Source organism: uncultured Luteimonas sp., from assembly GCF_947492465.1.
Taxonomy (GTDB): Bacteria; Pseudomonadota; Gammaproteobacteria; order Xanthomonadales; family Xanthomonadaceae; genus Luteimonas.
The window spans coordinates 1078549-1103815 of record NZ_CANLNF010000001.1 but is presented as its reverse complement, the minus strand read 5'-3'; the positions used below and the strand labels follow the sequence as shown (position 1 = coordinate 1103815).

Annotated in this window: 22 protein-coding genes and 2 tRNA genes; 5 read left to right on the top strand and 19 right to left on the bottom strand. The window is 71.7% G+C overall.

The window, feature by feature from the left end:
* Positions 1–120: 120 nt before the first annotated feature.
* Genes hisIE through Q0863_RS04860 form a run of 9 tightly spaced genes read right to left on the bottom strand, consistent with a single transcriptional unit; the run spans position 121 to position 7672 of the window.
* The gene (hisIE, locus tag Q0863_RS04900; protein WP_298575677.1) at positions 121–744 is read right to left on the bottom strand and encodes a bifunctional phosphoribosyl-AMP cyclohydrolase/phosphoribosyl-ATP diphosphatase HisIE; all 624 of its coding nucleotides are present in this window, start codon (positions 742–744) and stop codon (positions 121–123) included.
* Positions 737–1510, bottom strand: coding sequence for an imidazole glycerol phosphate synthase subunit HisF (gene hisF, locus Q0863_RS04895; protein WP_298575674.1), 774 nt, complete (start codon positions 1508–1510; stop codon positions 737–739). The genes hisIE and hisF overlap by 8 nt, the downstream gene beginning before the upstream one ends.
* The gene (gene hisA, locus Q0863_RS04890; protein WP_298575671.1) at positions 1510–2271 is read right to left on the bottom strand and encodes a 1-(5-phosphoribosyl)-5-[(5-phosphoribosylamino)methylideneamino]imidazole-4-carboxamide isomerase; all 762 of its coding nucleotides are present in this window, start codon (positions 2269–2271) and stop codon (positions 1510–1512) included. Before hisA ends, hisF begins: the two co-directional genes overlap by 1 nt.
* A complete protein-coding gene (gene hisH / locus Q0863_RS04885) occupies positions 2268–2867 on the bottom strand; it encodes an imidazole glycerol phosphate synthase subunit HisH (protein ID WP_298575668.1) in 600 nt (199 codons plus the stop codon). The genes hisA and hisH overlap by 4 nt, the downstream gene beginning before the upstream one ends.
* A gap of 16 nt (positions 2868–2883) precedes the next feature.
* Positions 2884–3960 carry a bifunctional histidinol-phosphatase/imidazoleglycerol-phosphate dehydratase HisB gene (hisB, locus tag Q0863_RS04880; protein WP_298575665.1) on the bottom strand — a complete coding sequence of 359 codons (1077 nt, stop codon included), beginning with the start codon at positions 3958–3960 and terminating at the stop codon, positions 2884–2886.
* Positions 3960–5102, bottom strand: coding sequence for a histidinol-phosphate transaminase (hisC, locus tag Q0863_RS04875; RefSeq protein WP_298575662.1), 1143 nt, complete (start codon positions 5100–5102; stop codon positions 3960–3962). Before hisC ends, hisB begins: the two co-directional genes overlap by 1 nt.
* A complete protein-coding gene (gene hisD / locus Q0863_RS04870) occupies positions 5099–6424 on the bottom strand; it encodes a histidinol dehydrogenase (protein ID WP_298575659.1) in 1326 nt (441 codons plus the stop codon). Before hisD ends, hisC begins: the two co-directional genes overlap by 4 nt.
* On the bottom strand, positions 6421–7335 hold the full coding sequence (gene hisG, locus Q0863_RS04865; RefSeq protein WP_298575657.1) for an ATP phosphoribosyltransferase: 915 nt from the start codon (positions 7333–7335) through the stop codon (positions 6421–6423). The genes hisD and hisG overlap by 4 nt, the downstream gene beginning before the upstream one ends.
* 10 nt (positions 7336–7345) lie before the next feature.
* Positions 7346–7672 carry a YerC/YecD family TrpR-related protein gene (locus tag Q0863_RS04860; protein ID WP_298575654.1) on the bottom strand — a complete coding sequence of 109 codons (327 nt, stop codon included), beginning with the start codon at positions 7670–7672 and terminating at the stop codon, positions 7346–7348.
* 125 nt (positions 7673–7797) lie between these two features.
* Between Q0863_RS04860 and Q0863_RS04855 the strand changes: the two genes are divergently transcribed.
* Positions 7798–9063: a hypothetical protein gene (locus Q0863_RS04855; RefSeq protein WP_298575652.1), complete on the top strand. Its 1266-nt coding sequence runs from the start codon at positions 7798–7800 to the stop codon at positions 9061–9063.
* Between the two features lie 5 nt (positions 9064–9068).
* On the opposite strand, the gene Q0863_RS04850 is transcribed toward Q0863_RS04855, so the two are convergent.
* From Q0863_RS04850 to hisS, 3 genes are all read right to left on the bottom strand, one after another.
* Positions 9069–9434, bottom strand: a complete 366-nt coding sequence (locus Q0863_RS04850) for a hypothetical protein (protein WP_298575650.1) — start codon at positions 9432–9434, stop codon at positions 9069–9071.
* Positions 9431–11314: an aromatic amino acid lyase gene (locus tag Q0863_RS04845; protein ID WP_298575647.1), complete on the bottom strand. Its 1884-nt coding sequence runs from the start codon at positions 11312–11314 to the stop codon at positions 9431–9433. Before Q0863_RS04845 ends, Q0863_RS04850 begins: the two co-directional genes overlap by 4 nt.
* Before the next feature lie 288 nt (positions 11315–11602).
* Positions 11603–12985: a histidine--tRNA ligase gene (hisS, locus tag Q0863_RS04840; protein WP_298575644.1), complete on the bottom strand. Its 1383-nt coding sequence runs from the start codon at positions 12983–12985 to the stop codon at positions 11603–11605.
* Positions 12986–13244: 259 nt separating this feature from the next.
* Here hisS and Q0863_RS04835 point away from each other — a divergent pair, with 259 nt between their 5' ends.
* The gene (locus Q0863_RS04835) at positions 13245–13907 is read left to right on the top strand and encodes a helix-turn-helix domain-containing protein (protein WP_298575641.1); all 663 of its coding nucleotides are present in this window, start codon (positions 13245–13247) and stop codon (positions 13905–13907) included.
* 11 nt (positions 13908–13918) lie between these two features.
* Here Q0863_RS04835 and cydC read toward each other — a convergent pair whose 3' ends face one another.
* The 3 genes from cydC to Q0863_RS04820 all read right to left on the bottom strand — a co-directional run bounded on the left by cydC (position 13919) and on the right by Q0863_RS04820 (position 17522).
* Positions 13919–15577: a thiol reductant ABC exporter subunit CydC gene (gene cydC, locus Q0863_RS04830; RefSeq protein WP_345780505.1), complete on the bottom strand. Its 1659-nt coding sequence runs from the start codon at positions 15575–15577 to the stop codon at positions 13919–13921.
* The gene (cydD, locus tag Q0863_RS04825) at positions 15574–17286 is read right to left on the bottom strand and encodes a thiol reductant ABC exporter subunit CydD (protein WP_298575638.1); all 1713 of its coding nucleotides are present in this window, start codon (positions 17284–17286) and stop codon (positions 15574–15576) included. The genes cydC and cydD overlap by 4 nt, the downstream gene beginning before the upstream one ends.
* A 159-nt stretch (positions 17287–17445) precedes the next feature.
* A tRNA-Pro gene (locus Q0863_RS04820) sits at positions 17446–17522 on the bottom strand.
* 352 nt (positions 17523–17874) lie between these two features.
* On the opposite strand from Q0863_RS04820, the gene Q0863_RS04815 reads away from it, so the two are divergent.
* The gene (locus Q0863_RS04815; RefSeq protein ID WP_298575928.1) at positions 17875–18510 is read left to right on the top strand and encodes a DNA-3-methyladenine glycosylase; all 636 of its coding nucleotides are present in this window, start codon (positions 17875–17877) and stop codon (positions 18508–18510) included.
* A gap of 34 nt (positions 18511–18544) precedes the next feature.
* On the opposite strand, the gene Q0863_RS04810 is transcribed toward Q0863_RS04815, so the two are convergent.
* Together Q0863_RS04810 and Q0863_RS04805 are read right to left on the bottom strand one after the other, a co-directional pair.
* Positions 18545–19126, bottom strand: a complete 582-nt coding sequence (locus Q0863_RS04810; RefSeq protein ID WP_345780504.1) for a DUF488 domain-containing protein — start codon at positions 19124–19126, stop codon at positions 18545–18547.
* A gap of 114 nt (positions 19127–19240) precedes the next feature.
* On the bottom strand, positions 19241–20212 hold the full coding sequence (locus Q0863_RS04805; RefSeq protein ID WP_298575636.1) for an RluA family pseudouridine synthase: 972 nt from the start codon (positions 20210–20212) through the stop codon (positions 19241–19243).
* A 434-nt stretch (positions 20213–20646) separates the two neighbouring features.
* Here Q0863_RS04805 and Q0863_RS04800 point away from each other — a divergent pair, with 434 nt between their 5' ends.
* Positions 20647–23721, top strand: coding sequence for an Rne/Rng family ribonuclease (locus tag Q0863_RS04800; protein WP_298575633.1), 3075 nt, complete (start codon positions 20647–20649; stop codon positions 23719–23721).
* A gap of 33 nt (positions 23722–23754) precedes the next feature.
* Here the strand turns inward: Q0863_RS04800 and Q0863_RS04795 are convergent, their stop codons facing one another.
* Positions 23755–24399 (bottom strand): response regulator, encoded by a 645-nt coding sequence (locus tag Q0863_RS04795; protein WP_298575631.1) that lies wholly within the window; start codon positions 24397–24399, stop codon positions 23755–23757.
* A 135-nt stretch (positions 24400–24534) separates the two neighbouring features.
* Between Q0863_RS04795 and Q0863_RS04790 the strand changes: the two genes are divergently transcribed.
* On the top strand, positions 24535–24996 hold the full coding sequence (locus Q0863_RS04790) for an AAC(3)-I family aminoglycoside N-acetyltransferase (protein ID WP_298575627.1): 462 nt from the start codon (positions 24535–24537) through the stop codon (positions 24994–24996).
* Here Q0863_RS04790 and Q0863_RS04785 read toward each other — a convergent pair.
* Positions 24997–25086 (bottom strand) — tRNA-Ser (locus Q0863_RS04785).
* Between the last annotated feature and the right edge of the window lie 181 nt (positions 25087–25267).

Sequence of the window (25267 nt, the reverse complement as noted above, 5' to 3'; positions counted from 1 at the left end):
GCCAATCACCCGTGGCCGGTGCAGGCGCGATGCGCTGGCGGCCTGCCCTCCCGGAGGTCGCGCGATCCAATGTCGCGCGACCGGGCAGCGCCGCGGATCACGCCGCCCGCACGTGCCGCGTCAGCGCCGCCGCGTCGCCAGCTTCGCCTCCACGTCCGCCAGCCCGAGTCCGCGCGCACGCAGCAGGACCAGCAGGTGGAAGATCAGGTCGGCCGCTTCGCCCAGCAGCGCGTCGTCGTCCTCGGCCACCGCGGCGAGCGCGGTCTCCACGCCTTCCTCGCCGACCTTCTGCGCGATGCGGCGGGTGCCGCCCTCGAACAGCCGGGTGGTGTAGCTGCCCTCGGGCATCTCCCCGCGCCGGCGTTCGACCAGCGCCGACAGCTCGGCCAGCAGGCTGCCCGGCGCATCGGGAAAGCAGCTCTCGCGCTGCAGGTGGCAGGTCGGCCCCTGCGGGTGGGCGAGCAGCAGCAGCGTGTCGCCGTCGCAATCCACGTCCAGCGAGACCAGGTCGAGCCAGTGGCCGGACGATTCGCCCTTGGTCCAGAGCCGGCCCTTGCTGCGGCTGAAGAAGGTGACCCGCCGCGTGGCGACGGTGGCCTCCAGCGCGGCCCGGTCCATGTAGCCCAGCATCAGCACCCGTAGCGTGGCCGCGTCCTGCACGATCGCCGGCAGCAGGCCGTCGCCCTTGTCCCAGTCGAGGGTCCCCGGGACCCCCACCGTGCGGGCGGAATCGGGTTCAACCATTGCGCACCTCCACTCCACGTTCGCGCAGGAACGACTTCAGCGCCGGGATCCGGACCTGTCCGCTGTGGAACACGCTGGCGGCCAGCGCGCCATCCACGTCGGCATCGCGGAAGGCGGCCTCGAAATGCGCCGGTTCGCCGGCGCCACCGGAAGCCACCAGCGGCACCCCGCACAGCGCCCGTGCGGCACGCAGCTGGACCAGGTCGTAGCCGCTGCGCACGCCGTCGCTGTCCATGCAGTTGAGCACGATCTCGCCGGCACCCAGCCGCTGCGCCTCCACCAGCCAGTCGAGCGTGCGCACCGAAGGCGCGCGCATCCGGTCGGGATCGCCCGTGTGCGTGCGCACCCGCCACTCGCCGTCCGCCTCGCGGATCGAGTCGATGCCCACCACCACGCACTGCACGCCGAAGGCGGCGGCCAGTTCGGAGATCAGCGCCGGCCGCTCCAGCGCCGGCGAATTGATCGAGATCTTGTCGGCACCGGCGTGCAGCACCGCGCGCGCGGTGTCCACGTCGCGGATGCCGCCGGCGACGCAGAACGGGATGTCGATGTGCGAGGACACGCGCTCGACCCAGCCGCGATCCACCGAGCGCCCCTGCGGCGTGGCGCTGATGTCGTAGAACACCAGTTCGTCGGCGCCTTCGTCGCGATAGCGCAGCGCCAGTTCGACGATGTCGCCCATGTCGACGTGGTCGCGGAAGCGCACGCCCTTGACCACGCGTCCGTCGCGCACGTCCAGGCAGGGGATCAGGCGTCGTGCCAGCATCAGCCCGGCTCCATCGCCGCTTCGGCCTGCGCCAGCGCCTGCGGAAGCTGCAGCCGGCCTTCGAGCAGCGACCTGCCCAGCACGATGCCGGCACAGCCGCGCGCCCTGGCCGCGACCACGTCCGCCAGGTCGCGCACGCCGCCGGACGCCTGCAGCGACAGCGCCGGGACCTCCGCGGCCAGCAGCTGGTACAGCGAAAGATTAGGGCCGGTCATCATGCCGTCGCGGGTGATGTCGGTGCACAGCAGGTGCGCCAGCCCGCGCTCGGCGTAGCGCCGGGCCATCTCCTGCAGGGTGCCTGCCGCAGTTTCGGTCCAGCCGTGCACCGGCAGGCGCCAGGTGCCTTCGCGATCCTGCCGCGTGTCCAGGGCCACCGTGATGCGGTCGCTGCCGAACTCGGCGATCCAGTCGCAGACCGCATCGGCTTCGCGCACCGCCAGCGAGCCGATCACCACGCGCGCGGCGCCGGCGTCGAGGATGCGCTGCACGTCCTCGCGCGAACGCACGCCGCCCCCGGTCTGCACCTGCAGGCCGGTGCTGTCGACGATCCCGCGCACCAGTTCGAGCAGGGTGTAGCCTCCGGCCCGCGCGGCGTCCAGGTCGACCAGGTGCAGCCAGCGCGCCCCCTGCTCCGCATAGGCCTGCGCCAGCGCGAGCGGGTCGTCGCCATAGCGGGTTTCCTGCGCGTAGTCGCCCTGGGCGAGGCGCACGATCCGGCCGTGGCGCACGTCGATCGCGGGATACAGGGTGAAGCTGCTCATGCCGGCTCCAGGCTCAGGAAGTTGTGCAGCAGCCGCGCCCCGGCGACGGCCGAACGTTCGGGATGGAACTGGGCGCCCATGATGTTGCCGCGACGCACGATCGCGGCGAACGGCTGCCCGTGGTGGGTGCTGGCGATGCAGTCGGCGCCCTGGTCGGCCGCGAAGCTGTGCACGAAATAGGCGTACTCGCCCTCGGCGAAGCCGTCCAGCAGCGGATCGGCGCGGTGCAGCTGCAGGCGGTTCCAGCCCATGTGCGGCACGCGGATCCCCGGGCTTCCCGGAATTCGGCGCACCTGCCCGGCCAACAGGCCGAGACAGGGCGTGTCGTCCTCCTCGGAATGGTCGAACAGCAGTTGCATGCCGACGCAGACGCCCAGCAGCGGTTGCCGCAACCCGCGCAGGGTCTCGACCAGGCCGAGCTCGCGCAGGCGCCCCATGACGGTCGCGGCGGTCGAGACGCCCGGCAGGACGACGCGGTCGGCGTCGCGGATCGTCGCGGCATCCGCGCTCAGTTCGGGCTCCACGCCGAGGCGCTGCAGCGCGCAGCGCACCGACCCCAGGTTGGCGCCGCCGGCATCGACCAGGACGACCTTCATGACCGCACGCCGCGCATCACAGCACGCCCTTGGTACTCGGGAGGTCGGCGCCCTCGCGCCGTACCGCCATGCGCAGGGCGCGCGCGAAGGCCTTGAACAGCGCTTCGACCTTGTGGTGGTCGTTCTCGCCTTCGACCTTCAGGTTGAGGTTGAGCGCGGCCGCGTCGCAGACCGAACGGAAGAAGTGCTGCACCAGTTCGGTCGGCAGGTCGCCCACACGCTCGCGCCTGAACGTGCCCTCGAACACCAGGTAGGGCCGGCCGCCGAAATCGAGCGCGGCGCTGGCCAGGGTCTCGTCCATCGGCAGGGTGAAGCCGTAGCGCGCGATCCCGCGCTTGTCGCCGAGCGCCTCGCGCAGCGCCTGGCCCAGGGCGATGCCGGTGTCCTCGACGGTGTGGTGCTCGTCGATGTGCAGGTCGCCTTCGGCACGCACCTTGAGCGCGATGCCGCCGTGCTTGCCGATCTGGTCGAGCATGTGGTCGAAGAACGGCAGCCCGGTAGCGACGTCGGCATCGGCGCTGCGGTCGAGGTCGAGCTCGACGCTGATCCGGGTTTCCTTCGTGTCGCGCTGCACGCGCGCGCGGCGCGGCGCGTCGGCCAGTTCATGCGCGATCGCTGGCCAGTCCCAGTCGCCGCCGAACTGCGCGGTGCGCAGCTGGAAGCCGCGGATGCCGAGGTTGCGGGCGAACTGCAGGTCGGTCTCGCGGTCGCCCACCATTGCCGAACGATCCAGGTCGATGCCGCGGTCGCGCAGGTAGTGCTGCACCAGGCCCAGGCCCGGCTTGCGCGTGGGCGCGTTGTCGGCTGGCCAGCTGCTGTCGACCAGCACCTCGCGGAATACGATGCCCTGGCTTTCGAACACCTGCAGCATCAGGTCGTTGGGGCCGTCGAAGTTCTCGCGCGGATAGCCTTCGCTGCCCAGGCCGTCCTGGTTGCTGACGATCACGAACTCGAAGCCGGCATCGCGCAGCCGGAGCATCGCCGGGATCACGTCGCGGACGAAGCGCAACTTGGAATAGGCGTCGATCTGGAAGTCCGCCGGCTCCTCGATCAGGGTGCCGTCGCGATCGACGAACAGGATTCTGGTGGCCATCAGCCGGTTCCTTCCATTGTGCCGGCCGGGGCTGTCGCGCCACGGCCGGCGTGCGAACCGAGGCCCGACAGGACCTCGATCACGCGGTCGTTCTGCTCGGGGGTCCCGATGGTGATGCGCAAGGCATCGTGGAGCGCGGCGGCGCCGCGCTGGTCGCGCACCACGATGCCGGCCTCCAGCAGCGCGTCGAACGCGGCGCCGGCGTCGTCGAAGCGCACCAGCAGGAAGTTGGCCTGCGATGGATAGACGCGGCGCACGCCGGCCAGGCCGGTCAGCGCGCCACGCAGGCGTTCGCGCTCGCTGCGGACCTGTGCGATGCGCGCGGCGGTCGCCTCGCGCGCCGCTGGCGACAGCGCCTGGATGCCGATGCGGGCGACCGGTCCGGGCACCGGATACGGCGCCTGGCAGCGGCGCAGCACCGCGATCAGCTCCGGCGCGGCGATGGCCACGCCAATGCGCGCGGCCGCTAGCGCATGCGCCTTCGACAGCGTGCGCAGCACCACCAGGTTGGGCAGCGCGTTGAGCAGGGTCGTGGCCGAGGCGAGATCGGAGAACTCGCCGTAGGCCTCGTCGACGACCACCAGCGCACGTCCCGCAAGCCGCCGCGCGAGCCTGGCGATGTCGTCCAGCGCGATCGCGGCGCCGCCGGGGTTGGAGGGCGAGCACAGGAACACCAGTTTCGCGGCGCGCGCCGGGGCTTCGCGTTCGATCGCGGCGAAATCCGGCACCAGCCCGGCGCGCGCATCGTCGCGCAGCGAGACCTCGACCAGCGGCGCGCCCTGCAGCCGGGCGCTGACCGCGTACATGCCAAAGACGGGTGGCGTGACGAGCACGGCGTCGCGGCCGGGATGACAGGTGGCGCGCACCAGCAGGTCGATGGCCTCGTCGCTGCCGCGTCCGACCACCAGCTGCGCCGGCTGCACGCCATACAGCCCGGCCAGCGCCTCGCATAGCGCCGCCGGTTGCGGATCGGGATAGCGACGGCAGGCCGCGTCCGGGTCGGCGATGTTGGCCCAGGCCGACTCGTTGGCGTTGAGCCAGATCTCGCCATCGAGACGGGCGGACCGGGCCGAGCTGTAACCGGCGAAGTCGCGCAGGTCCTCGCGCACCAGCGACAGGATGCCTGGCGCCGTCGCGTTCATGCCGCCTCCGGGGCCGACCCTGCGGCCAGGCGCAGTCGCACCGCATTGGCGTGCGCTTCCAGCCCTTCGGCCTCGGCCAGGGTGACGGCGCAGGGGCCGATGGCGGCGATCCCTGCCGCGGTGGCGGCCTGCACGCTGACGAAATTCTGGAAGCTGGCCACCGACACGCCGCTGCTGGCATGCGCCGCACCATTGGTCGGCAGCACGTGGTTGGTGCCGCTGCAGTAGTCGCCCAGCGCCTCGGGCGTGTGGTCGCCGAGGAACACCGAGCCGGCTGCCTGCACCCGGTCCAGCCACGCGCGCGGCTCGCGCAGCGCGAGGATCAGGTGCTCTGGCGCGTAGGCGTTGCTGATCTCGAAGGCCTGCTCCAGCGCGTCGACGCGGACCAGCCGCGACTGCGCCAGCGCCTGGCGCGCGATGTCCGCGCGCGGCAGTCGCGCGAGCTGGGTCTCCAGTTCGCGCTCGACGCGACCGAGCAGCGCAGCGCTGTCGCTGATCAGCAGCACCTGCGAATCCGGGCCGTGTTCGGCCTGCGACAGCAGGTCCGCGGCGACGAAAGCCGCATCCGCGCCTTCGTCGGCGATCACCAGCACTTCGGACGGACCGGCGGGCATGTCGATCGCGGCGGCGCCCGCCTGCGCGACCTGCTGCTTGGCCTCGGTGACGAAGCTGTTGCCCGGGCCGAACAGCTTGGCGCAGCGGGGCACGCTTTGCGTCCCCAGGGCCATGGCGGCGATCGCCTGCGCACCACCGAGCTTGAACACCCGGTGCACGCCGGTCATGCGCGCGGCGACGAGCACGGCCGGATCGGCGCTGCCGTCCCGGCGTGGCGGCGTGCACAGCACCACCTCGCGGCACCCGGCCAGCTGCGCCGGCACGCCCAGCATCAGCGCGGTGGACGGCAGCGGCGCGCTGCCGGCCGGCACGTAAAGCCCGACCCGCGCGATCGCGCGCACCATGCGTTCGCAGATCACGCCCGGCGCGGTCTCCACCGCATAGGCCTGGACCATGCCGGCGCGATGGAAACGTTCGATCCGTGCGGCCGCCTCCTGCATCGCCGCCTTCAGCTGCGGCGACACCGCGGCCTCGGCCGCGGCGAACTCTTCCGCACCCACCTCGAACGATGCGGGCGCGACGCCGTCGAACCGCAGGCTGATCTCGCGCAGCGCCGCATCGCCGCGCCCGCGCACGTCCTCGATCAGGGCGCCGACCGAGGCCCGCGTCTGCGCCGCGACCGCCTGTACCGGGCGCTGCAGCGCCCGGGCGCGCGCCGCGTCATCCAGCGCGGTCCAGTCCAGCCGCTGGGCCAGCGTGGCGTTCATGCCAGCATCCTCTCGACCGGCAGCACCATCAGTCCGCGTGCGCCGGCGCGCTTCAGGTCCTCCATCCGCTGCCAGGTCATCGCGCCGTGGCACAGCGCCTGCAGCGCGAGCGTGTCGGCGCCGTCGACCTGCAGCAGCGTGGGCTGTTCGGCATCGGGCAGCAGTTCCAGCAGCGCCGGCACCTCCTCGCGCTGCGCCTGGAACATCAGCAGGCGACTGTCCTTGAGCCGCAGCACGCCATCGAGCCGGCGCAGCAGCATTTGCGCCAGCTCGCCGCGGATGTCGGAGAACGGCTGCACCGGTCCGGCCAGCACCGCCTCGCTGCGCATGATCGTCTGCACCGGCTTGAGCTGGTTGGCCGCCAGCGTGGCGCCGCTGGACACCAGGTCGCAGATCACGTCCGCCTGCCCCAGCCGCGGCGCGATCTCGACCGAACCCGACAGCATCACGATGCCGGCCTCGACCCCCTGCTCCGCCAGCCACTTGCCCAGCAGGCCCGGATAGCTGGTGGCGATGCGCCTGCCCTGCAGCTGCTGCGCACCCTGCCAGTCCCAGGCGTCGGGCACCGCGATGTCCAGCCGGCAGCCGCCGAAACCCAGCGGCAGGATCTCCTTCGACACCTGCGGCTTGCCGGCCGCGGCGCGCTCGGCGCCCTGCTCCTCCAGCACGTTGCGGCCGACGATGCCGTAGTCGCAGACGCCATCGGCCAGCAGGCCGGGAATGTCGTCGTCGCGGACCAGCAGCAGGTCGACCGGTGCGGTCTCGCCGTAGCAGAACAGCTTGTCGCGGCTCTCGCGCCAGGACAGGCCGCAGGAGGCGAGCAGCGCCCGTGCCGGATCGCTCAGGCGTCCGGATTTCTGGATGGCGATGCGCAGGCGATCGCGCGCCGCGGGGACGGCCGTGGGGCTCATCTTGGATTCCTCAGTGGCCCGGCGCGAGCCGGGGGTACTGGCGCTTCACCGCGGCCGCATAGCCGCCAGCGCCGTGTTCGAGCGTGCGCGCGACCCGTCCGATCGTGGTCACGCTGACCAGGGTGCGTTCGTGGATCTCGCGATACGGCAGGCCCTGCAGCAGCAGCGGCACCACGCGCCAGCGGTCGGCCATGGCCTCGATCTCGGCCGGCGTGCACAGGTCGCGCAGGAACGCCGCCACTTCGTCGACCCGCTCCAGGCCCGCCAGCGCCTTGGCCAGCGCCCGGAAGGAGGCGTCGGCATCGGAGTCCGGCAGGGGTTCGAGGCGCTGCTTCATGCCGGCTAATGTAATAGCACGTTATTACATTAGTCAAGGCACGCGTGCCGGGGGGCAGTACCGCCCACGCAGCCTTAAGATGAGCGGCCCGACGACGCGATCGTCGATCCGCCAAGGCCAGGGACATGGACCGAACCCCGCCTCCGCGCTTGCTGCTGCTCTGCGCCGCCCTGCTGTGCGCGCCCTGCGCCGTGCCGTCGGCCGCTTCGCCGCGGGCGGATGCCGAAGCACCGGCGGATTGGCGCCTGCCGCTCGACTCCGGGCCGGAACTCGATGCCTGGCTCCGCGACCAAGCCGGACGCCCGACCCCGTTCGACGCGTTGCCGGCAGGCGCCCGCGAGCGCTTCCTGCTGAGCCTGCACTGGGGAAGCCGTGGTTTGGGCAGCTTCGATCCGGACATCCTCGCCGACGAACTGCCGCAGCCACAGATCGACGCCATCCTCCGGCTGTTCGGGGACGCCGTCGCCCGGCATGCACCGCGCAGCCGTGCGCCACAGGCGCGATCGGCGGGCATGCCGCCGGCGACGGACGGGATCTCTCCACTCGAACGCCGCTACAACGACTTCTACCGCAGCATGCACGAACGCCACGACGCCTCCCACGCCGCCTTCGCCGCGCGCGTGGGCGAACGCTTCGATGCGTTGCTGGCGGACGCCTATGCCGCGCAGGCGTTGCGGAACATCGACGATCGCCACCTGGCGATGCTCTGGAATGCGGCCGACCAGGTCGCACTGCTCACGCTGCAATCACGGCACGTCGAGGCCCTGGAAGCGGTCTTTGCCGAGAGCCGGCAGCGGTCGCCCGACCCACCCTCCGACAGTCATCTGCGCACATTGCGCAACGTCCTGCTGGCTTCGCAGCGTTTCGCCGACGCCAGACGCCTGACCGATCGCCATCCGGCCGCGCTCTCGCCGTTGCCGGAATTCATCGCGCCCCGGCCGGCGGGGAGTGCGCCGGCGCACGCCGTCTGGCGCATGTCGGCGGATGGCAGCCGCCTGACCGCCGAACCGCTCGATCTGTCCGGGACGCGGATCCTGGTGACAGCCGGCTGTCATTTTTCCGTCGATGCCGCGGCAGACATCGCCGACGATCCACTGCTTGGACCGGCGTTCGCCGAACATGCCGCCTGGCTGATGCTGCCGCCCGGCGAAGAAGATATCGATGCGGTCCGCCAATGGAACCGCCGGTTCCCGCGGGCACCGGCGCTGATGGTCGCCGATCGCGACGCATGGCCGATGCCCGGGGATTGGCCGATGCCACAGTTCCACCTGCTGCGCGATGGGCGCATCCTGGAGACCGTGACCGGCTGGCCCGGTGGCGCTGCCTCCCAGCGTGGGGCGCTGGTGGCGATGCTGCGGCGCGCGGGACTGCTGGATGCCGCATCGCCCTGACCGGATCAATCCGCGCGCGGCTCCGGTCGCGCGAACACGACCCAGGCCATGACCACGCCGGCCAGCGCCCCTACCCATTCGAGGAAGGCGCGGGTGCCCACGTAGTCCGCGTCGTGGATCTTCGCCAGCGCGATGCGTGCGTACAGCGGCGATTCGAGGGTGACCACGCCGAGGTAGAACAGGTGCCAGGTATCGATGCCGGCGGCGATCGCCACCGACGTAACGCAGGCCCAGCCGATCGCGTGGGCCTCGGTCCAGCCGGACCGGCGCGCCAGCCAGCGCCAGAACAGCAGGCTGGCGACGCCGATCGCGAACGCGATCAGAGCGGCGAGCAGCACGCCGGTCCAGCCGGCGGGCAGCGGCAGGTTCATGCGTTCAGTGCCGCGAGCAGGCTGCCGTCGGCCACCAGCTGCACCGCCGCCGCGACTTCCCCGTCGAGGGCGCGGTCGCGGTCGAGGAAGGCGATGCGCCTGCGAATTTCCGCGTGGGCCAGGCCCACCGCCCTGCCCGGGTGGAACGGCTCAGCCGCCGCCAGCTCGCCGCGCAGGGCCTCGACCTCGGCCAGGAAGGTCGCGTGCAGCGGCGAGTCCTCGTCCACGCCGCGGATCTTGCGGGCGAAGCCGGCCGCGTCGCTGCGCCGGGCCAGGTCGCGCGCGGCGTTGATCATGTCCAGGCGCAGGTCCAGCGCCTGCGCCGCGGTGTACAGCTCCAGTCCCAGTACCTTGCCCAGGTCGTCGACCATCGACAGCACGTGGCGCGCCTCGTTGGTGCCCATCGACACGTGGTCCTCAGCGTTAGCGCTGGTCGGCACCGAGTACACGCTGGCCGGATGCGCGCGCGTGGCCAGGTCGTTGACGATCGCCGCGGCGGTGTACTGCACGATCATGTAGCCCGATTCGGTGCCGTCCTCGTTGCCGATCAGGAAGGCCGGCAGGCCGTCGCTGGTGGCGGGATCGACGAGCTTGTTGAGGCGGCGCTCGCTGATCGAGGCCAGCACCGGGATCGCGGCCTTGACCGCGGCCATCGCCAGCGCCAGCGGCATGCCGTGGAAGTGGCCGGCGGAGATCACCTGCTGCTCGACGTGCTCGGCGTCGCGATCGGGGAACACCAGCGGGTTGTCGGTGACCGCGTTGAGTTCGATGTCGAACACGCGCCGGGCGTGCGCCACCGCGTCGCGCACCGCGCCATGCACCTGCGGAACGCAGCGCAGCGAGTAGCTGTCCTGCGGCTGGTGCTTCTTGCCGCCGCGGAACGGCTTGAAGCGGGCATAGAACTTCTCGCGGCCGTGGCGCTGGTCGCTGGGCACCCAGTCCCAGCCGATGTCGAAGCCGAGCGCGCGCGCCTCGCCCGTCTCCCAGCTCGAGGGCAGCCAGGTGTGGAACCTGGGCACCAGGTGGTAGGGAATGTCGGCCAGGGTCGAACCGTCCAGCAGTTCGCGCAGCCGTGAGGCGCTGTGCACCTGTCCGGGATGCGGGCGCAGCGCGTGCACCTCTTCGGCGAAGGCGCCCAGGCGTCCGGCGAAGGCGTCGATGGTCATCGCCGCGGCCAGGTCGGCGGTGTCGAGCAGGCGCTCGAGCCGGTGCAGCGCCAGCGCGCCGGTGGCGAGCATCTGCGCGGTGCCGTTGTTGAGCGCCAGGCCTTCCTTGTACGACAGCGAGACCGGCGCCAGGCCCGCCGCTTCCAGCGCCTGCGCGCCAGGCATGCGCCGGCCGTCGAACCAGGCCTCGCCACCGCCGAGCAGCACGATCGCCAGGTGCGACAGCGGCGCCAGGTCGCCCGAGGCGCCGACCGATCCCAGCGCCGGCACCACCGGCACGATGCCGGCATTGAGCAGCGCCGCCAGCGCCTCCAGGGTGCGCACGCGGATGCCCGAATGGCCCTTGAGCAGGGTGTTGATGCGGATGCACAACATCGCCCGCACCACGTCGGCGGCCAGCGGCTCGCCGACGCAGACGGCGTGGGTGACGATCAGGTTGTGCTGCAGTTCCTCGTGCAGCGAGCGCCCGGACTTCCTGGCGCCGGGCAGTTCGTCGCGCAGCGGATGGGCGCCCAGCAGCTTGTCGGCGTTGCTGCCGAAACCGGTGGAGACGCCGTAGATCGGTTCCTGCCGCCGCACCTGTTCGGCCAGGAAATCGGCCGCGCGCGCCACGTGGCGCAAGGCGCCGGGGTCGAGCGCGACCTGGGCGCCGTTGGCGACCATCACCAGCTGGTCGCGGGTGAGCGAGCTGCCGTCGAGGAGGACTGGTTTCATCGTGGTTCCACCCTTGTCATTGGCGCCGGCCGCCGTGCGGATCCGGGCGCGGTTGCTGCTGGCCGCCGCCGCACCTGCGTGCCGGCGCCATGCGTTTTCGGTTCGCCCGCGTGCGGCGCCATTCCGGCTGCCGTCCCGCCCCGGGCCGGGAGGGTGTGGCCGACTGCGCGCACGCACGCCTGGCTCGCCCCCATTTCCCGGATGACACGCGGCCGCGCGCAGGATCCGGGACGGCCGCCTGCCGGTCCGGGCGACGGCGCGCCGGAGGAGGCCGCCACCGGCGTGGGATCAGCCCGCGCCCCTGCCCAGCGCCCGCCACTGCTCGCGCTCCACCAGCAGGGTGCGCGCCAGGTCGCCGTCGGCCACCTCGAACTGTTCACCGCGGCGCAGATCCTTCACCGACACCACGCCCTTGGCCGCCTCGTCCTCGCCGCGGATCACCACGAAGCGGATCCCGGCGCGGTCGGCGTACTGCATCTGCTTGCCGAGCTTGCGCGGCTCGAGCTGGGTCTCGACGTTGAGCCCGGCCGCGCGCAGCTGCTGCGACAGGCCGAGCGCGTGGTCGAGTCCGGCGTCGTCGAACAGCGTGACCAGCACGTCGACAGAACTGTCAGCGGTCTGCACCAGGCCGGCCTCGCGCAGCTGCCAGAACAGCCGCGTCAGGCCGATCGAGATGCCCACGCCGGGCAGCTTCGACTTCGTGTAGTGGCTGGCCAGGTTGTCGTAGCGGCCACCCGAGCAGATCGAACCGATGCCCGGGTTCGCATCGAGCGTGGTCTCGTAGACGATGCCGGTGTAGTAATCCAGGCCGCGCGCGATCGACAGGTTGATCGCGTAGCGCGACTCGGCCACGCCCAGCGCCTTGAGCCGGTGCAGCACCTCGCGCAGCTCGTCGCGGCCTTCCTCGAACAGCGGCGTGCCGTTGCCCAGCGCGTCGAGCTTCGCCAGCGCATCGTCGTGACCGGTCGAACGCACGCGCGAGAACGCCATCAGCCGGTCGATCACGTCCGTGGCCAGGCCGAAGCCTTCGCCGGCCAGCGTGGCCCGCACCGCGTCCTCGCCGCGCTTGTCGAGCTTGTCGATCTCGCGCAGCACCGGCACCTGCGCGTCGTCGGCGATGCCCTGCCCTTCGAAATAGCCGCGCAGCAGCTTGCGGTGGTTGAACTGGATGGTGAAATCGCCGATGTCCAGCGCTTCGAACACCGCGCTGATCACCGCCGGGATCTCGGCGTCGTGGCGCGTGGACAGCGCATCCTTGCCGATCACGTCGATGTCGCACTGGTAGAACTCGCGGAAGCGGCCGCGCTGGGCGCGCTCGCCGCGGTACACGCGCTGCATCTGGTAGCGGCGGAACGGGAACGCCAGCTCGTGCTCGTGCTCGGCGACATAGCGCGCCAGCGGCACGGTCAGGTCGAAGCGCAGGGCCAGCTCCGGCAGGCCCTCGGACGCCTTCTCCAGCGCGCCGGTGGACTGGGCGAAATAGACCTGGCGCTCGGTTTCGCCGCCGGACTTGGTCAGCAGCACGTCCGACAGCTCGAACACCGGGGTTTCGATCGGCAGGAAGCCGAAGCCCTCGAAGATGCGCCGGATCGTGTCGAGCATGCGCTGGAACGCGATCTGGTCGCGCGGCAGCAGTTCCATGACGCCGGGCGGGGTTCTGGGCTTGATCATGCCTGTCGAATGGGCCGGAGAAAGACGCCCATTCTACCTGCGCGCCCCGGCCTTGCCGCGCTGTCCACCGGCCGTGGCGCCGGAGACCGTGCCTTCGCCCCGCCCGGCACGCCAGGACAAAGTTTCCACGGCTGCGGCCGTTTACACCGGTATCATGACGCGAACCGCGAGCCGATCCCGCATGCCCAACTCCGCCGCCGCCCGCTGCCGCCCGCACCAGACACGCACCGTCCTCCCGCTCGACTGTGCCCGTTGCACCGTGCGCGATCTCGCCGTCTGCGCCTCGCTGCCGCGCCCCGAGGTCGATTCGCTGGAGCGGTACGCCGCTTCGCTGACGCTGCAGGCCAATGCCGAGCTGGCGCGCAGCGGCCAGCCCTGCCGCCACGTCTACAGCGTGACCGGCGGCATGCTGCGCCTGGTCCGCACGCTGCCGGACGCGCGTCGCCAGGTAGTCGGCTTCGCCATGCCCGGATCGTTCATCGGACTGTCCGACGTGACCGTGCACCGGCACAGCATCGAGGCGGTGATTCCCAGCCGCGTCTGCGTCTTCGACCTGGAAGTGCTGCGCGACCTGCGCCGACGCTTCCCGGCCTTCGAGCACACCCTGCTCGAACGCGCCTGCCGCGAACTCGACGATGCCCACGATTCGATGCTGCTGCTGGCGCGGCTGGCGCCGATGGAGCGACTGGCCAGCTTCCTGCTGCGCCTGCGCAGGCAGATGGGAATCCGCGACGACGAACCGACCATGGCCCTGCCGATGGGCCGCGGCGACATCGCCGACCACCTCGGCCTGACCGTGGAAACCGTCAGCCGCAGCTTCACCCGCCTGCGCGAGCAGGGGGTGATCGCCCTGCCCGACCCGCAACACGTCGAGATCCTCGACCACGCCGCGCTGGCGGAGCTGGCCACCGTCCTGCACTGACCCGGCGCGGGTCAGGCCAGCGGCTGCAGCCGCGCGTCGCACAACAGCAGTTCGCGATGCACCGCGCCCGGTGGCAGCGGCGCGTGGCTGAGCAGCAGCACGCTGCGATCCGCGCACAGCTCCGGCAAGGCCCGCATCACCGCCTCGGCGGTGTCCTGGTCGAGACCCTCGGTGGGTTCGTCGAGCACCAGCAGCGGCGCCCGCCGCAGCAGCGCGCGCGCCAGCGCGATGCGGCGCGCCTGTCCGGCCGACACCGTGGCCCCGCCCTCGCCGATCCAGGCGTCCAGCCCGCCCGCGGCCCGTGCCCACTGCTCCAGTCGCACGCCGGCCAGGGCCCGGTAGAGCTCGGCGTCGCCGGCATCGGTGCATCCCAGGCGCAGGTTCTGCGCCAGGCTGCCCGCGAATACCGGCGCTTCCTGCGGCAGCCAGGCCAGGTGCACGTGCCAGTCGGCCTGCGCGGATTCGCGCAGGTCGACCCCGCCCCAGCGCACCGCGCCGCCCAGCGGATCGGCCAGCCGCAGCGCCAGCGCGGCCAGGCTGCTCTTGCCGATGCCGCTGTCGCCGCGGATCGCGATGCGCTCGCCCGGCGCCAGGCGCAGCGCCGCGCCATCGAGCACGCGGCGACCGCCCGGCCACGCGAACTCGACTGCATCGAACTCCAGCGCGCCGCGCGCCGGCAGCACGCGCGGCCGGCGCGGATCGACCACGGCCGGTGGCTGGCTGGCCAGCGATTCGATCCGTTGCATCGACGCGCGCGCGGCCTGCAGCGCCTGCCAGGCCAGGGCCATGCCGGGCAGCGCTTCGGACAGCGCCAACGCCGCGAACGCCAGGCCGGCAGCCTGGGCCGGCGCAAGACGGCCGTCGATCACCGCCGTGCAGGCCAGCCAGAACAGTCCGCTCCACGCGATCGCGGTCGTCACGCCGTGCAGCGCGCTGGCATCGGCCAGGCGCAGGCGCCGGCGGCGCTCGCGCTGCGCGAGCCGCGCGCCCTGCTCCGGAAGCTTGCCCAGCCAGCGTGCGGTGGCGTCCATCGCGGCAAGGTCGGCGGCGCCGTCGTAAAGCTCGTGCAGGCTGGCGCGCAGCGCGGCGCGCTCCTGCGCCAGCGCATGCTCCTGTTCCTGCTGTCCGCGCGCCGCGCGCCACCAGACCGCCGCGGCGCTGGCCGTCGCCGCCAGCGCGATCCAGGCACCCAGCAGCGGATCGAGCGCGAGCGCGAACCCGGCCAGCGCCAGGATGGCCAGCGCCAACGCCAGCAGCGGCCCGATCGCCCGCACCAGCAGGCCGTCGACCGCATCGATATCACCCAGCAGGCGCGCGAGCAGGTCGCCGGTGCGCAACTGCGACAACTGGCCTGGCGACAGCGCCAGCATCCGTTCGAACAGCCACACCCGCAGGTCGCGCGCGATGCGCAGCGTCGTCTCGTGGCCAACCACCTTCTCGCCGTAGCGGCACGCGATCCTCGCCAGGGTGAGCGCGCGGATGCCGGCCGAAGGCAGGAACAGGTTGAAGCCGGCGACCACGCCGAAGGTCAGCGCCGCGCCGGTCAGGAATCCGCCGGACAGGCCCAGCAGGCCGATCCCGGCCAGCAGCGTCGCCAGCAGCAGCGCCACCGTCGCCAGGCCCGCCAGTCCGTGCCGGGACAGGACCTGCCGCATGCGCGCGCGGTTCACGGACGTCCTCCGCCGGGAAAGGCTTGAAGGTCGCCGTTAGGCAATCGCAGCACGCGGCCGGCCCAGGCCATGACTGCGGGACTGTGCGTCGCGACCACGACCGTCCGGCCCCGGGCGAATGCCTCAAGCGCGGCCAGCAGCGCCGCCTCGGTAGCCGGATCGAGGAAGGCGGTGGGCTCGTCAAGCAGCAGCACGTCCGGCTGGCGCAGCAGGGTCCGCGCCAGCGCCACCCGGCGCGCTTCGCCGCCGGACAGGCCGACACCGCGTTCGCCCACCTGCGTCTCCAGCCCCTGCGGCAGGCGCCTGGCGAATTGCGCCACCTGCGCAGCCTCGGCCGCGGCCTGCACGGCCGCGTCGTCGGCATCGGGATCGCCGAGCCGGATGTTGTCCGCCAGCGTGCCGCGGAAGATCCACGGCCGCTGACCGGCGAGCGCGATCCGCGCGCCTGCCGGCAGCTGCAGCCGGCCCTCGGCGGCCGGTATCCAGCCCACCAGCGCTTCGAGCAGGCTGCTCTTGCCTGCGCCACTCGGCCCGACCAGCGCCAGCCGTTCGCCGCGCGCCAGCGCGAAGGACAGGCCGGCCAGCACCGGCGCGTCGGCATCGCGATGTCGCAGCGCCAGGTCGGCCGCCACGATCCCGCCGTCCGCCACCGGCGCGCTGCGGACGGCGGCAACGGGCGGCGAGGATGCGTCGGGAAGCCCGTCCAGCGTCTCCTCCACCAGCGCGGCCGCCGCCAGCGCGTTCGCGCGGTCGTGGTAGTGCGCCGCCAGTCGTCGCAAGGGTGCGAAGTATTCCGGCGCCAGCAGCAGGCAGAACAGGCCGGTGTACAGCAGGTCTGCCGGGAGCGCCGGGCCGAATCCCAGCAGCCCCAGGTAGCGGAAGCCGAACCAGAGCGCCACGATCGCGACGCTCACCGAGGCGAAGAACTCCAGCACCGCCGACGACAGGAAAGCGATGCGCAGCACCCGCATGCTGCGGTCGCGGACTTCGTCGGCCGCTGCCGTGGCCTCCTGCAGTTCTTCCGCGCCGCGGCCATGCACCCGCACCAGGTCCAGGCCACGCAGGCGGTCGCCGAAGTGCGCCCCGGCCCGTGCCAGTGCCTGCAGCTGGCTTCGTCCGGCCGCTTCCGCACCCCAGCCGACCAGCATCTGGAACAGCGGCACCAGTGGCGCGGTGAACAGCAGCAGCAGGCCGGCCACCCAGTCGGCGGCGAACACCGCGATCAGCAGCGCCGCGGGCACCCACATCACTTCCGCGCGCGCCGGCAGATAGCCGGCGTAGTAGCCGTCGAGCGCGTCGACCTGCGCCATCGACAGCTCCACCAGCGTGCCCTTGCGGCGGGTGCGCAGCCACAGCGGCCCGCGCGCGAGCGCGTGGCGCGCCAGCTGCACGCGCAGCCGGTCCTTGACCGCTTCGGTCGCGGTGGCCGCCGCGCCCTGCGCGATCCTGGCCAGCACGGCGCGCGCCAGCATCGCCAGCAGCAGCACCAGGAACGGCACGCCCAGCGTCTCCGGCGCGATGCCGTCGACGAACACCGCCTGCGCAATCGTCGCGATGGCCCAGGCCTGCGGCAGCAGCAGCCAGCCGCCGAGCACGGTGCAGGCCAAAGCCCTGCGATGCGTGGCGCGCACGGGCGCCAGCTGCGCATCCAGCCGGTCCGCACGGCGCTTGCGTTCGCCGGGCACCGGCGGGGCAAGGGAAGCGTTCATCGCGTCTCGCAATCGACCCGATGCGCAGTATGGCGACCGCCGCATGGACGCGGCGCGATCCAAACCGTCAGCGACCAGGCACGGTGGCACGCCATGCGATGACAGAATCCCGGAAACAGAAAGGCCACCCGTACGGGTGGCCCAAATGATTGAATCGATTGGTCGGGGAGACAGGATTCGAACCTGCGACCTCTACGTCCCGAACGTAGCGCTCTACCAGACTGAGCTACACCCCGACAGCCGAGCCGCATATTCTAGTGATCCCGATACCCGGCAGGCAAGGGGTTGATGCGAAGCCGTCATTCGCCCCCCTCCCGGTGGCGGCACAGGCCGCTGTCCGCGGACGTGCGCTGGCTGCTTCGGCCCGACCCGCGCATCGCCGAGAGTCATCGCCTCGCAGGTCCGCCGACGCTGGCCGATCCGCCCCACCGACATGCTGCATTCAAGCGGCCGGCTGCAAGCACAGGTCCGTGCCACGCACCGCAGCGCCAGGCAGCCCGTCCACGCGCGGGCGTTGACAGGCGCTTGCGTCGGCTGCGGCATCATGCCGCGCAAAGCGGGCGACCGCCGCACCGCACGGAGCCGGAACTGGACACGGGTCTTCCCCTGCACGCGCACTGGACCACGCTTCCGCGCGACTTCTATCGCCGCCACCCGGCGACGGTGGCGCCGGAGCTGCTGAACAAGATCCTGGTGCGGGACGACGGCCGCGCCGCGCGCATCGTCGAGGTCGAGGCCTATGCCGGCAGCGAGGACCCGGCCGCGCATTCTTTCCGCGGCATGACCGCCCGCAACGCCACCATGTTCGGCGAGCCGGGCCATCTGTATGTGTACTTCACCTACGGCATGCACTGGGGCAGCAACGCGGTCTGCGGCGAGGTCGGCGAAGGCCTGGGCGTGTTGCTGCGCGCGGCCGAACCGCTGCAGGGGGCGGAGCTCATGCGCCGGCTGCGTCCCGCCGCGCGGCGCGACCGCGACCTGGCCAGCGGCCCCGGCAAGCTGTCGCAGGCCTTCGGCATCACCCGCGAGCAGGACGGCGCCGACCTGGTGAGCGGCGACCGCGGGATCGCCATCGTCAGCGATGGCATGCCGCCGCCGGAGGTTCCCGTCGTCGGTCCGCGCATCGGGATCAGCCGCGCGGTGGAGTTTCCCTGGCGCTGGCACGTCCCCGGCCACGTCCACGTCTCGGTGCGTCCGCGCAAGCATCCGGCGAAGGGCAGCTGAGCGGCGCCGCGACGCGTGGGCCGACCGCCCGCAGTTAAGGAAACAGGCCCGCCTGCGCCGGTGGATACACCAGCAGGTCGCCGCTGGCCACGGCCGATGGATTCAGTTCGTGCTGCTGGACATGCCTGGCGTCGAGGATGTGCTCGACCGCGATCCCGCGATGCACCAGCAGGTCGGAAATCAGGCGGCGATGGCAGCGCCACCAGACCGCCTCGGCGCACATCAGCGCCGTGCGCCTGCGCGCCGCCAGCTCCAGCGCCAACGCCAGGCCTTCGGCGAACTCGGCGCTGGCCAGATGGTCGGCGTAACCCTGGAAGGCCGCATTGCGCCAGGCGCCGTTGGCCGAACCGGCGAGCGCCTTGCGCCGCCCGCCCAGCTGCGGCAGCCAGCGGTAGTCCAGGCCGGCCTCCGGCAGCTGTTCGGCCATGGCCTCGCTGGCGAACCAGGGATAGCGGCGCGAACCCGGGAACCGCCGTACATCGGCGATCGCCTCGATCTTCCGGGTCGCCAGCAACTCCAGAAATTCCTCCCAGGACCGGGTCGAGTGCCCGATCGTCCAGACGCACTGGACGGCCGGATGCGATAGCGACGATGGGGTCTTGGAAGAACCGGGCATGGGACCGCTCGCTGGGGACGGCCATTACACCGGGACGCGTGTGGTCGGCATGTGGTCGTCCGGCGCCAGCCCGCGATGGCCTCCCCGCCCAGCGACGCGGGCCGCCCGTGCCGGTCAGCCGAGCCGGTCCAGCACTTCGACCAGCTCCGGCGCCAGCGGCGCATTGAGCACGTACGGCGCCTGCCCGCCCTCGAGCGCGAACTCCAGCGATGCGGCGTGCAGGAACAGTCGACGCAGCCCCAGCTGCTCGCGCAGGCGTCGGTTGACCTCGGCGTCGCCATACTTGTCGTCGCCCGCGACCGGATGGCCGATGTGCTGGGCATGCACGCGGATCTGGTGGGTCCGGCCGGTTTCGATCCGCACCTCGCAGTAGGAGTGCCCACCGCGCCGCTCCAGCACGCGGAAGTGGCTGAGCGAGGCCTTGCCGGCGGGATTGACCTGCACGTGGCGCTCGCCGCCCTGGCGCAGGCCTACGTGCAGCGGCGCGTCGACGCTCATCACCCCGTCGGGCATCCGGCCGGCCAGCAGCGCCAGGTAGCGCTTGGTGATGCCCTTGGCCTGGAGCGCCGGGTCCTCGCGCAGCAGCGCCTGCAGCTCGCGCAGCGCCGAGCGCTTCTTGGCGATGACCATCAGTCCCGAGGTGTCGCGGTCCAGCCGGTGCACCAACTCCAGCTCCTGCCCCGGCCGCAGCGCCCGCAGGGTCTCGATCACGCCGAAGCCGATCCCGCTGCCGCCGTGGCTGGCCACGCCCGAGGGCTTGCTGATCGCCAGCAGGCGGCCGTCCTCGAACACGATGCTGGCCGCCATCGCCTCGAGCAGCCCCTTCGCGGGCGCGCCCTTGTCTCCCGGCTCGGTGAGACGCACCGGCGGAATCCGCACCTGGTCGCCGGCCTCGAGCCGGGTCTCGGGCTTGGCCCTGCCCCCGTTCACCCGGACCTGGCCGCTGCGCACGATCTTGTAGACCAGCGACTTGGGCGCGCCCTTGAGCTGGGACAGCAGGAAATTGTCGAGCCGCTGGCCAGCGCGCTCGCCATCGATCGCGACGGTACGGACGCCGCCGCTGGGGGGTAACCGGGTGTCATTCATTCTCGGGCTTTATCTGTTACACTCGGCGGGCGAGATAAGGTGCTGATTTCGCTGGAAGATCACGGGTCGAAAGCCCGCCTTCCGCGAGGTCCGTGCCAGCACGCGGCCACCGCCCTCGGGGCGGCCATGTTAGCGGCTGGACGGCAGTCCCAGACATCGCCCGATGCCAAGGCAGCGGTGCTGAACATGTCCCGCGCGGCGCAAGCGCCGGCCCGAAAGGCCTTCGCGAAGCAGCCGCCGGCCCCGTAACACTCTTGTATTGAAGCGCTCCCGCGGTCCGCCGTGGTGTCGTAGCGCTGGAAACCCGGGATCGCCGCTGCGCTTGCGCGGCTGGCGGCCAACCGAAGCTCCAGGCGAAACGCCCCGGCGTTCCGCGCGCCTGTCCACGCTCGTCGAGAGCGCGGTGCAGCGGCAAGCGCGAGGAAACGCAAACCATGAAGCGAATGCTCATCAACGCCACGCAGGCCGAAGAACTGCGCGTGGCGATCGTCGACGGCCAGTCCCTGTACGACATCGACATCGAACAGCCGTCCCGCGAACAGAAGAAGTCCAACATCTACAAGGGCCGCATCACCCGGCTCGAACCGTCCCTCGAGGCGGCCTTCGTCGAATACGGCGCCGACCGCCACGGCTTCCTGCCGCTGAAGGAAATCTCCCGCGACTACTTCCAGGCCGGCGCCGACCACCGCTCCGGCAACATCAAGGAACTCCTGCGCGAAGGCCAGGAAGTCGTGGTCCAGGTCGACAAGGAAGAGCGCGGCAACAAGGGCGCTGCCCTGACCACGTTCATCTCGCTGGCCGGCCGCTACATGGTGCTGATGCCCAACTCGCCCACCGCCGGCGGCGTCTCGCGCCGGATCGAGGGCGACGACCGCGCCGAGCTGAAGAAGGCGATGGACGCGCTGGAGATCCCCGACGAGATGGGGGTGATCATCCGCACCGCCGGCGTCGGCCGCGACGCCGAAGAACTGCAGTGGGACCTGGACTACCTGCTCAGCATCTGGCGCGCGATCGCCGAGGCCGCGCTGAGCAAGCCCTCGCCGTTCCTGATCTACCAGGAATCGCGGCTGATCACCCGCGCGCTGCGCGACTACATGCGCGCCGACATCGGCGAGATCCTGGTCGACACGCCCGAGATGTACCAGGAGGCGAAGGAGTTCGTCGAGCAGGTGATGCCGCACAACCTGCGCAAGCTCAAGCACTACACCGACGACGTTCCGCTGTTCAACCGCTACCAGATCGAGTCGCAGATCGAGAGCGCCTACGAGCGCACCGTGCGCCTGCCCTCCGGCGGCGCGCTGGTGATCGACCAGACCGAGGCGCTGACCGCGATCGACGTCAACTCCGCGCGCGCCACCAAGGGCGCGGACATCGAGACCACGGCGTTCAACACCAACCTGGAGGCGGCCGAGGAGGTCGCGCGCCAGATGCGGCTGCGCGACCTGGGCGGCCTGGTGGTGATCGACTTCATCGACATGGATTCGAGCAAGCACCAGCGCGAGGTCGAGGGCAAGCTGCAGAACGCGCTCAAGTACGACCGCGCGCGCGTGCAGCTGGGCCGCATCTCCAAGTTCGGCCTGCTGGAGATGAGCCGCCAGCGCCTGCGTGCGAGCCTGGGCGAGTCCAGCCAGATCGTCTGCCCGCGCTGCGAGGGCCACGGCCGCATGCGCAGCGTGGAATCGCTGAGCCTGTCGATCATCCGCGTCGCCGAAGAGCACGCGATGAAGGACAACACCGGCCAGGTGCTGGTGCAGGCGCCGGTGGAGATCGCCAACTTCCTGCTCAACGAGAAGCGCGGCGCGCTGGCCGAGATCGAGAAGCGCCACAAGGCGCCGATCGTGATCGTGGCCGACGAACAGCTGCATACGCCGCACTACGAGGTCACGCGCCTGCGCGAGAACGAGCTGGGCGAGGAAAGCGCGCGTCCCAGCTACCAGCGCGGCACCCCGCGCCGGGTCGCGACGATCTCGTTGAACAAGAACAACCTCAACATCCCGCCGCCGGCAGTGACCAACGTGCGTCCTTCGCAGCCCGCGCCCGTGCGCGAGCCGCAGCCGGAACCGGTGCCCGCTCCGGCGCCGGCGCCTGCACCCGCTCCTTCGCCCGCGCCGGTCGCGGCCGGTGGCGTGCTGGGCTGGTTCCGCCGCGTGTTCGCCGGCGAACCCGCCGCGGCAACGGAACCGGCCGCCCGCCCGGCGCAGTCCACCCAGCGTGGCGAGCGCAACGAACGCGGCAACCGCGAACGTGGCGAGCGCGGTGAGCGCGGCCGGCGCGACCAGCGCCAGGGCAAGCCCGGGCGTCGCGACGGCAACGGCCAGCAGGCCCCGTCGCAGCCGAAGGAACCGCGCCAGGCCCAGGCCGCGCGCGACCAGCAGCAGCCCAGGCAACAGGCGCAGTCCGGCCAGCCGCAGGCGCAGGCGCAATCGCAGAAGAAGAAGCCCAAGCAGCCCCGTGCACAGCAGGCCAAGGCCGCCGATACCGTCGAACCCGCGACCCAGGCCCAGCCGGAAGCACCGCTGAAGCCGGTGGCCGCGTCCATCGCCGGCGCCGTTGCGCAGGAGCCCAGGACCGGGTCGGACATCGCGCCCGAGTCCGAGGTGGCGACCAGCATGGTCGCGACGCCGGCACCGGCGGGCGAGCCGGCCGATGCCACGGCCAATCCCGGCAGCGCCGAGGCGAACGATGAGAACGCCGCAGCCGCCGGCGAGGAAGGGACCGGCCGCCGTCGCCGTGGACGTCGCGGTGGACGCCGCCGCCGTCGCGGTGCGGGCGAAGCCACCGGCCTTGCCGACAGCCTGAACGACGACCTCGGCCAGGACGGCGACGATGGCGACGACGAAGGCGAAGCGCCTGCCCAGCAGATGGCACGGCGCGCCCAGCCCGAGTTCGAGTTCGACGAGCCCGGCGCGCCGGCGCAGTCCGCGTCGACGCCCGCGACCCCGGCCGCACCTGCCGCCGAGTCCGTCCAGGCCGCACCGGTCCTTGCGACCGCGGAAGTCGCTCCGGCCGCCCCGGCGGACGTCGTGTCCACGGACAAGCCGGCGCAATCGCGGTCCGCTCCGGTGGCCACGGCAAACGAGCCCGCACCGGCCACCGCTGCGGTCGACACGCCGCCGGCCGCGCCGGAAGCCGAGGCTTCGGACGTGGTGGCGACCGTCGATCCGCAGGTCGCCGCCGCCGTCGCGGAGGCGGCCCCCGTCGCGACGCGCGAAGTGGACGCCCCGGTCGCTGCTGCCGAGGTTGAAGCCGGCCCTGAGGCGATCGCCGCTTCCGCGGTCGTCGAACAGCCGACACCGGTCGCGGCCGAACCCGCGCAGGCCGCGGCGATCGCCGTCGAGCAGGCGCCCGCGGCCGATGCGCGTGCGCCGGGCCTGTTCGATGCGCCCGCCCCGGCGTCGCCGGCCCAGGTCGAGACGACCTCGCCAGCCGAAGCTGCCGCCGAAGCGGTCGACGAAGCCACGGCGCAGGAGGACGGCAACGACGAAGACGGCAAGAGCCGCAGCGCCTGATCCATCCCGGCGCACGGTCTTCCCTCGCAGGTGCTAGATCACCTGCGAGGGATCGACCAGTCCGTACTGGCTGGCGAGCCTCGCCAGCGCGATGTTGTCCTCGATGCCCAGCTTCGCGAACAGCCGCGACTTGTGCGTGTTGATCGTCTTCGGGCTGAGATTGAGCCGGCGTGCGATCTCCTCCTGGCGCAGGCCCTGCACCAGCAGCATCGCGATCTCCAGTTCGCGCGGCGACAGTTCGTCGAACGGCGTGGCGCCACCGCCCAGCCCCGACAGCGCCAGCTTCTGCGCGATCCCGTTGGCGAGGAAGCGCTTGCCGCACGCCACGTCGCGCACCGCGCGCACGAGCTCCGCCGAATCGCCGCCCTTGCCGACATAGCCCGAGGCACCGGCCTCGATCAGCTTGCGCGGCATCGGCCCGTCTTCGAGCACCGACACCACGATCACCTTCGCGTGCCGGCCCTTGACCAGGCGCTCGGTGACCTCCAGCCCGCTCACGCCGGGCAGGTGCAGATCGCACAGCACCACGTCGGGCTTGAGCTGGCGGATCAGCGGCAGCGCGCTTTCGCCGCAGTCGGCCTCCCCGACGACTTCGATGTCGGTTTCGCCTGAAAGAATCATGCGCATCCCTGCGCGGACCAGCGCATGGTCATCGACCATGAACACCCGGATCGTCATCCCTGTTTCCCCTTGCACCCTTCCCCTGGTCCCGCGAGGCTAGCGCCATGCGCCGCGCAGGTGCAAGCCGCCGCCCGTATCGGCGGGGCAGCTGGAACCACGGCGCGGCTGCGCATGCCGCACGGAGCAGACCCCATGACGACCCGCGAAACCCCGATCCAGCGCCTCACCGCCGACGACCTCGACACGATGCGCGCCATGCTCGCGATGTTCGGCCACGCCTTCGATGACGTGGATACCTATACGGCCGCGCAACCGGGCGACGATTACCTGCGGAAGCTGCTGTCTGGTACGCAGTTCATCGCCCTGGCCGCCCTGGAACAGGGACAGGTCGTCGGGGGCCTCGCCGCCTACGAGCTGCACAAGTTCGAGCAGGCGCGCAGCGAGCTGTATATCTATGATCTCGCGGTGGACGGGAAGCACCGTCGCCGCGGCATCGCCACCGCACTCATCGAAGCGCTGCGCATGATCGCGCGCGAACGTGGCGCCTGGGTGATCTACGTGCAGGCCGATCCGCCGGATGCGCCGGCGATGGCGTTGTACACGAAGCTTGGCACGCGCGAGGACGTGTGCCATTTCGATATCGCGGTGCGGTGATGGCGGAGAGAGTGGGATTCGAACCCACGGAAGGTTTGACCCTTCGCCGGTTTTCAAGACCGGTGCCTTAAACCGCTCGGCCATCTCTCCGATGTGTACGGCTACCCTGCCACGGCGCTGGCGCGCCGTCTTCGCCGGTTTGACCAGCGGCTGCGCCGCTGTTCCCTCCGGCCTTCGGCCTGCGGGTCAAGACCGCTGCCTTGAACCGCTCGGCCATCTCTCCGATGTATACGGCTACCCTGCCACGGCGCTGGCGCGCCGTCTTCGCTGG

Bases quoted from the DNA above. Each gene is read 5' to 3' on its own strand.
- hisIE (WP_298575677.1), bottom strand. From the start codon at position 744: ATGGTTGAACCCGATTCCGCCCGCACGGTGGGGGTCCCGGGGACCCTC.
- hisF (WP_298575674.1), bottom strand. From the start codon at position 1,510: ATGCTGGCACGACGCCTGATCCCCTGCCTGGACGTGCGCGACGGACGC.
- hisA (WP_298575671.1), bottom strand. From the start codon at position 2,271: ATGAGCAGCTTCACCCTGTATCCCGCGATCGACGTGCGCCACGGCCGG.
- hisH (WP_298575668.1), bottom strand. From the start codon at position 2,867: ATGAAGGTCGTCCTGGTCGATGCCGGCGGCGCCAACCTGGGGTCGGTG.
- hisB (WP_298575665.1), bottom strand. From the start codon at position 3,960: ATGGCCACCAGAATCCTGTTCGTCGATCGCGACGGCACCCTGATCGAG.
- hisC (WP_298575662.1), bottom strand. From the start codon at position 5,102: ATGAACGCGACGGCGCCAGGCATCCTGTCGCTGGTGCGCGAGGACCTG.
- hisD (WP_298575659.1), bottom strand. From the start codon at position 6,424: ATGAACGCCACGCTGGCCCAGCGGCTGGACTGGACCGCGCTGGATGAC.
- hisG (WP_298575657.1), bottom strand. From the start codon at position 7,335: ATGAGCCCCACGGCCGTCCCCGCGGCGCGCGATCGCCTGCGCATCGCC.
- Q0863_RS04860 (WP_298575654.1), bottom strand. From the start codon at position 7,672: ATGAAGCAGCGCCTCGAACCCCTGCCGGACTCCGATGCCGACGCCTCC.
- Q0863_RS04855 (WP_298575652.1), top strand. From the start codon at position 7,798: ATGGACCGAACCCCGCCTCCGCGCTTGCTGCTGCTCTGCGCCGCCCTG.
- Q0863_RS04850 (WP_298575650.1), bottom strand. From the start codon at position 9,434: ATGAACCTGCCGCTGCCCGCCGGCTGGACCGGCGTGCTGCTCGCCGCT.
- Q0863_RS04845 (WP_298575647.1), bottom strand. From the start codon at position 11,314: ATGAAACCAGTCCTCCTCGACGGCAGCTCGCTCACCCGCGACCAGCTG.
- hisS (WP_298575644.1), bottom strand. From the start codon at position 12,985: ATGATCAAGCCCAGAACCCCGCCCGGCGTCATGGAACTGCTGCCGCGC.
- cydD (WP_298575638.1), bottom strand. From the start codon at position 17,286: ATGAACGCTTCCCTTGCCCCGCCGGTGCCCGGCGAACGCAAGCGCCGT.
- Q0863_RS04810 (WP_345780504.1), bottom strand. From the start codon at position 19,126: ATGCCCGGTTCTTCCAAGACCCCATCGTCGCTATCGCATCCGGCCGTC.
- Q0863_RS04805 (WP_298575636.1), bottom strand. From the start codon at position 20,212: ATGAATGACACCCGGTTACCCCCCAGCGGCGGCGTCCGTACCGTCGCG.
- Q0863_RS04800 (WP_298575633.1), top strand. From the start codon at position 20,647: ATGAAGCGAATGCTCATCAACGCCACGCAGGCCGAAGAACTGCGCGTG.
- Q0863_RS04795 (WP_298575631.1), bottom strand. From the start codon at position 24,399: ATGACGATCCGGGTGTTCATGGTCGATGACCATGCGCTGGTCCGCGCA.
- Q0863_RS04790 (WP_298575627.1), top strand. From the start codon at position 24,535: ATGACGACCCGCGAAACCCCGATCCAGCGCCTCACCGCCGACGACCTC.